7 protein-coding genes are annotated in these 6124 nt (G+C 62.2%); 1 reads left to right on the top strand and 6 read right to left on the bottom strand.

Annotated elements, in window-relative coordinates; genetic code table 11:
- Positions 1 to 6: 6 nt before the first annotated feature.
- The 3 genes from AB1792_09350 to AB1792_09360 form a co-directional block, all read right to left on the bottom strand.
- Positions 7 to 1179 (bottom strand): aminotransferase class V-fold PLP-dependent enzyme, encoded by a 1173-nt coding sequence (locus AB1792_09350; GenBank protein ID MEW5702421.1) that lies wholly within the window; start codon positions 1177 to 1179, stop codon positions 7 to 9.
- A 221-nt stretch (positions 1180 to 1400) separates the two neighbouring features.
- The gene (locus AB1792_09355) at positions 1401 to 1817 is read right to left on the bottom strand and encodes a hypothetical protein (GenBank protein MEW5702422.1); all 417 of its coding nucleotides are present in this window, start codon (positions 1815 to 1817) and stop codon (positions 1401 to 1403) included.
- 180 nt (positions 1818 to 1997) lie between these two features.
- Positions 1998 to 3011 carry an NAD-dependent epimerase/dehydratase family protein gene (locus AB1792_09360; GenBank protein MEW5702423.1) on the bottom strand — a complete coding sequence of 338 codons (1014 nt, stop codon included), beginning with the start codon at positions 3009 to 3011 and terminating at the stop codon, positions 1998 to 2000.
- A 167-nt stretch (positions 3012 to 3178) separates the two neighbouring features.
- Here AB1792_09360 and AB1792_09365 point away from each other — a divergent pair, with 167 nt between their 5' ends.
- Entirely contained in the window at positions 3179 to 4399 is a 1221-nt protein-coding gene (locus AB1792_09365; GenBank protein MEW5702424.1) for an aminotransferase class I/II-fold pyridoxal phosphate-dependent enzyme, read from the top strand.
- 4 nt (positions 4400 to 4403) lie between these two features.
- Here AB1792_09365 and AB1792_09370 read toward each other — a convergent pair whose 3' ends face one another.
- From AB1792_09370 to AB1792_09380, 3 genes are read right to left on the bottom strand one after another with little or no spacing between them, the layout of a single operon-like run.
- Entirely contained in the window at positions 4404 to 4868 is a 465-nt protein-coding gene (locus tag AB1792_09370) for a toll/interleukin-1 receptor domain-containing protein (protein ID MEW5702425.1), read from the bottom strand.
- Positions 4819 to 5220, bottom strand: coding sequence for a pentapeptide repeat-containing protein (locus AB1792_09375; protein ID MEW5702426.1), 402 nt, complete (start codon positions 5218 to 5220; stop codon positions 4819 to 4821). The genes AB1792_09370 and AB1792_09375 overlap by 50 nt, the downstream gene beginning before the upstream one ends.
- Positions 5221 to 5229: 9 nt before the next feature.
- Positions 5230 to 6033: an endonuclease domain-containing protein gene (locus AB1792_09380; protein ID MEW5702427.1), complete on the bottom strand. Its 804-nt coding sequence runs from the start codon at positions 6031 to 6033 to the stop codon at positions 5230 to 5232.
- Positions 6034 to 6124: the final 91 nt, after the last annotated feature.

The following is a 6124-nucleotide window of genomic DNA, read 5'->3' on the forward strand; positions in this document are numbered from 1 at the left end:
CCGGACCTATCGCGCGCGATCGTATCGTCGGATCTCCTCCACGAGTCTGTCGATCTCCGCCCTCGTGTTGTATAGGTGTGGTGACACGCGGATGTTCCCCTCGCGCAGGGAAACATAAATCCGGCGCCCCCACAAGTGCCGGTACAGTCCCGCCGTCTGTGGACCGCCGACCGCCACGATGGCGGAGCGATGAATCGGCTCGGGGAACCGCCTTGCCTCGTAACGGGTCCCGGACAGCCCCTCGGCCAACCGCCCGATCAAATCCTGGAGGTGCCGCCACACATTCTCGATCCCGCAGCGGTTGATCAGCGCCACACCGGCCTCGGCCAGACGCACCGAATAGAAGGGATAGGTGCCGACCTCCCATTGGCGTCCATCGTCGTATGCGGGCCGGTCCCAGTGCTGCAGATCCTCGAACCGATATCCCCAATCGTACGCCAACCATCCGGAGTAGAGCGGCTCGACTCGGCGCACCGGATCGGGAGCGATGGCAAAGAACCCGGCACCGGTCTGACCGAATAGCCACTTCTGTGCGCCGCAGACAACAGCATCGAATCCGTCACGGCGCATGTGCATCGGAATCGCGCCGATCCCCTGCGTCCCATCGACGAGAACCAGGCACCCGTGCGCATGGCAGAGTCCAGTGAGCTCCCTCAGATCATAGCGGTACCCATTGAAGTACTGCACCCAGGAACAGGCCAGGATCGCCGACTTCCGTCGCAGTTGCCGCCGCAACGCCCCTGCCGTGAAGTACCCGTCCGGGCAGGGAATCGGAACGACTGTGAGGTCCAATCGCTCGGCCAGATGACGCACGGTATATACGACCGCGGGGAATTCACTCTCCGGAACCAGTATGCGTTCCCCGCGCTTCAGTCTGGTACCCCACAGGACGGCGTTGAGCCCATACGAGGCATTGGGCGCAAACGACACCCGTGCGGTTTGCTCACCGACAAGCCGCGCGAAGCCTCTCTTGGCGGCCGCCACAGTGGCAAAGGTCTCGTCGTCAACGTTGGGGTCGCGGGGAATGCACCCCTGCCGATGGAGGAGCCGCTCCACTGCCTGACGTCCCCTACGCGGCACCGGCCCGAAAGAGGCGTGGTTCAGGAACGTGACGCCGCGGGTGATCTCAAACTCGCGACGCCAGGAGCGCACAGTGGAATCGGGGATAGCCGATGGCATGCTTCACTTGCGCCGTTTGCTGGCCGGAACGGTATCGTCGTCAGCGGCTTGTGGCAAGGCACGGAGCACCTGACTCACTATCCCTTTGAATGGATGGAATGATGGCTCCGGTATCACCCTCACCCCAACCCTCACCCTGATGAGGGAGGGGGGCGCGTTCTTCCCCTCTCCCCTCTGGGGAGAGGGTAGGGTGAGGGGACCGGAATTCGACACCGCTCCCCTCACGGCGCCACCAGCCATCCGACCAGCATCAGCGCCCCGCCGACCCGCAGCAGATCCACCAGCAGGCGCCACGCCGTCCGATCCCAGCCGATCTCAATGCGGTCGATCAACCGCACCGGTGCAATCCCGAACACGAACGCCGCGATCCCGACCGCCAGCCCGGCACGGGCTCCCTCGAAGGGCAGCATGAACTGAAAGAACGACAAGACCAGTGTCGGCAGAAGCGACAGAAACACGAGGTTCGTGATCAACACACTCCACCACGGGTTGCCGGGCGCATCGGCAATCGGCACCCGATCACGAGAGAGAAGACGTGACAGGCGCCCCTCACCCCATCGCCCCAGAGCGGTGATGACGACCGCCCAAATCCATGGAGGGAGGATGACCCAGATACCGTGGAGGAAGCCGTCGGACATTGTCTCATCCTACCGAGAAGTCGGTGTTGCAACACCTGGACGTGATCATCTGCCTACGTCCGTCATCCCGAACGACTTGAGGGATCTGCTGTTGTTCCTGTCGGGGGACCACAGATTCCCCGCCCGCCCAAGAGCGGCGGGACCCGGAATGACATCGGTCAATCCTTCCCAGCAAACCCCTCAGAGCCACCCGTTCGTGCGGTACCACGCCGCCGTCTCGCGGGCGCCGCGCTCGAATGGAATCTGCGATCGGTATCTCAAAATCCGATTGGCCTTCGCGGTGGAGCACGTCCAGTCCGTCACGAGAAAGTCACGCGCCTTATCAGGATTCAGTCTCGGCGTGAAACCGGCGATCGTCCCGGCCCACCGGGCACACCAGGCGATCGGCAAGAGCACGCTGCGAGGTATGCGCACCCGCAACGCCCATGTCCCCAGTCCCGCCTGGATCATGTCCTCCAGCTCCGCCAACGTGTAGTGACGGTCCTCGGCGATATAGAATGTGTGGCCCACGGACTCCGGTGACTCACACGCCAGGAGAATTCCCCGCACCAGATCGCCGACGTGGACGAGCGAGACCCGCTGCATGCGCCGACCGAACTGCGGCTTGATATGCCAGCGCACCGCCTGGAAGAATCCCAGCACCTCCGTGTCTCCGGGACCATATACCGCCGGCGGTCGGACCGACACGACGGGCAATTCACCGGCGGTTTCCATCACCTTCTGCTCGCCGGCCAGCTTGCTTTTTCCATATGGCGTCAGCGGTGCATCCGGATCGTCTTCCGTGCGCGGTCGGCCATCGCGCGCCGGTCCGCCTGCAGCCAATGAGGAGACATAGACGAAGCGCTCCAGCTTCGGGCTGCTTTCGCGCACTGCCTCAAGGAGGTTGGCCGTCCCCGTGCAATTGGCATGCATGTACGATTCGGGATCGGGCGCTTTCACCCGCCCAGCGCAGTGAATCACCCAGGAAGCACCTTCGCATCCACGCCGCAAAGCGGCGTGATCATTCAGATCGCCCTCGATCCACGCGATGTCCAAGTCTCGGACACGGCTCCGATCGGCATTCCGACGCACCAGCGCTCGCACGCGATGCCCCTGTGCCAACAGCGCCGCCGCCAAGTGCGATCCCACGAATCCATTGGCCCCCGTCAAGAAGACGACGCGTGAGGACTTCTGTGCCGGCGGGACCGTGTTCATGGGAAGGAATCGGGAAAAGGGCTTGACTCGATTGCGCGGCAGAGGTTCTTTCGACCGGACTGCTTTCCGAGTGGAATGGGTCCAAATTCTGATGTTGGGCGCGGCTGGGCCGGCGCCCGCCGACCGGAGCAGCGATAGCGGCCGCAATCAACAGACGGATACGCCCTTTGGCAACGTTGAAGACCGAAACCCAGGTCTCTCCCGCCGACCTTTTTGCCAAGTGCCGTGAATTCACCGCCGCGCGGGAATTCATGGCGATGGGGATCTACCCCTATTTCCGCGTCATCACCTCGGCTCCCGGCACCGTCGTGACCGTCGGCGGCCAGCAATTGCTGATGATCGGCTCGAACAACTATCTCGGGTTGACCAATCATCCGAAGGTGGTCGAAGCCGCCGCCGAGGCAACCCACCGCTATGGCTCCGGTTGCACCGGGTCGCGCTTCCTCAACGGCACGCTCGATCTGCATGTCGAACTGGAGAACCGGCTCGCCCGGTTCATGAAACGACCGGCCGCGCTCGTCTTCTCGACCGGGTTTCAGACCAATCTCGGCACAATCTCGGCGTTGGTCGGGCGCAACGATACGATCTTTGCCGACCGGTCCAACCATGCCTCCATCGTCGACGGCTGCCGGTTGTCATTCGGCCGCACGATCAAGTTCGCCCACAACGATATGGCCGACTTGGACCGGGCGCTGTCGACCACAAGCAACGGCGGCGGGCGGCTGGTCGTCGTGGACGGCGTCTTCTCAATGGAAGGGGATATCTCGAACCTGCCGGAGATCATTCGGCTGGCGCGTCAAAGCAGTGCCCGGGTGATGGTCGATGACGCCCACTCGATCGGCGTTCTCGGCCCCGGCGGGCGCGGCACCGCCGAGCATTTCGATCTGATCGATCAGACCGACATCACGATGGGGACCTTCTCGAAGTCGTTCGCCTCACTCGGCGGGTTCATCGTCGGCGATGAGGATGTGCTGCACTATGTCCAGCATTTCTCGCGCGAGTTGATCTTCTCGGCCTCGATGCCGCCGGCGTCGGTGGCGGCCTGCCTGGCGGCGCTCGACATCATCGAGAACGAGCCGGAACGGCGTGCGCGGCTTTGGGAAATCACCCACTACATGCACCGCGGGTTCAAAGACCTCGGCTTCGACATCGGCGTCACCCAGACACCGATCATTCCGATCCTCATCGGCGAGGATGTCCTCACCTTCCAATTCTGGAAGGAACTCACCGACCGCGGCATCTTCGCCAATCCGATCGTCTCCCCCGCCGTTCCCAAGGGCCAGGCCCTGATCCGCACCTCCTACACCGCCACCCACACCGACGAGCAGCTCGAGTTCGTGCTCGACACCTTCGCCAAAGTCGGCAAGAAACTCGGCGTGATCGGCTGAAGTGTCACGCCGGACTCGGAATCGTCACAGTCCGCAGATCGCGGATTAGGCGTTCGAGTGCCTTCGTGTAGGCTTTGGGTTCGTGCCAGTGAGTGAAATCACCGATGTACTTTCGGGCAACATCGGCTTGAAGCTCATGTTTCCACGAGAAGACTGCATCGTCTACGCGAATGGGGAAGAGGACTTCCTTGTTCTCTCTCTGCTCCTTCTGCAACGCCCGCTCGATCTCACGAACAACCGGCTCCGCCTTCAGCGAATGCTCGCTGCAAATGACGATCAGCTTATCGTAGAGCCGAATCGCTTCGTCCACGGACCGCATCAACGTCTTGCCCCACGGCGCATCTTCCTTCCACCGCCAGCAGCGTACGCCTTTGGCCTGGAGGTCATCGTACAGCCGTTCGCTGAAGGTATCGTCTGCGTCATTGAATGAGATGAAGCAGGTGTATGAAGGTCGTTGAGTGACAATCACTCTCACTCAAATCGGAGTCGACGAAGTCCGCGTACTCGAAGCGGGCACCACCCAAGTGGGCACCTCGAAGATTGGCACGGTCTAGAGCACAATCATAGACGCGGGCGTAGTCGAGAGATGCCCCGCGTAGATCTGCCCCGGTCATGTACGTGGTTCCCAAGAAGACGTCACGCAGCACTGCATTTCGGAGGTCAGCTTTGACAAACGCCGGGCAGGAACCCAAGTCGGCAATTTGGATTCCGGACAGCTCTGCACCGGATAGATCGAACAGCACGTCGGGGTTTTGTCTTTTCCACTTCTCAATCGCCTCCTCCCCCTGCTTCACAATCCTTACATGCTCTGGATTCGCCATGGCCTGACCTCACACTCTTCCGGGGTGCTTCGGCTCAACACCCGCCTGCACCGCGCACACTTCCGTCGACAGTGAATCGCGATTCTCAACCACAACTTCAGACACTTCGGCTTCGACCTGCTTCGACTCCACAACACTCAGAACCACTGCTGTTCGGTCAATCCCGAATAGTACGACATCGCCTTCACGGACATCCGCCGCTTTGATCCACTGCATCTGATCCGGCGCGACCGGCGGACAAGTGCACGCTGCACGGATCGCCTCGGCGACGGCATTGGCATCAGTGACGACTTGTGACGCACTGAATCGTATCACCGTCAAGCCGATGGCGCGCATGAATTCATCACGGGCACGATCGTACCCCTGCTGACCAACCCCGGAATGCACGGCTGCGCCATCAACTTCGACCACAAGGTTCGCCGCACGGCTGTAGAAATCGGCGATGTACGGACCGACCGAATGCTGCCGCCGGAACTTGACACCGAGTTGCTCACTACGCAGGCGCTTCCAGAGAATCCGTTCGGGCGGCGTCATCTCGCGACGGAGTCGTTGACGTCTCTCCAGACTGGACAACGGCGAGCCGCTCCAATCCATCTGGCCGCCCATTGTCCGTGGCGCCGGACGGCAGAGAACCTGATGGTCTGGCGTAAGCCAGAGCGTGGTCGGAGAGAGAGTGTGGCGAAGACCGATGACAGGACCCTGGTAGCGTCGCTTCGTCACGCGAGCGACGGTCGCGGCCGTGCCAGCGGCGGTGCAGACGAAACCACCTGGGGCGAGGTCTTGGACGGGGATCAGGCGCGGTCTCTCGTGCATCGGCTTGTCCCCCACCCCGGCCCTCCCCGTCAACGGGGAGGGAGCATGGTTCTCCCCCCGTGGACGGGGGAGTTAGAGGGGGGGCCTTCTC

The organism is Candidatus Zixiibacteriota bacterium (assembly GCA_040752595.1).
Classification (GTDB): Bacteria; Zixibacteria; MSB-5A5; order WJJR01; family WJJR01; genus JACQFV01.

What these genes read in the sequence shown, in the direction of transcription:
- AB1792_09350 (MEW5702421.1), bottom strand. Translation starts at nt 1,179, where the DNA reads ATGCCATCGGCTATCCCCGATTCCACTGTGCGCTCCTGGCGTCGCGAG.
- AB1792_09355 (MEW5702422.1), bottom strand. Translation starts at nt 1,817, where the DNA reads ATGTCCGACGGCTTCCTCCACGGTATCTGGGTCATCCTCCCTCCATGG.
- AB1792_09360 (MEW5702423.1), bottom strand. Translation starts at nt 3,011, where the DNA reads ATGAACACGGTCCCGCCGGCACAGAAGTCCTCACGCGTCGTCTTCTTG.
- AB1792_09375 (MEW5702426.1), bottom strand. Translation starts at nt 5,220, where the DNA reads ATGGCGAATCCAGAGCATGTAAGGATTGTGAAGCAGGGGGAGGAGGCG.
- AB1792_09380 (MEW5702427.1), bottom strand. Translation starts at nt 6,033, where the DNA reads ATGCACGAGAGACCGCGCCTGATCCCCGTCCAAGACCTCGCCCCAGGT.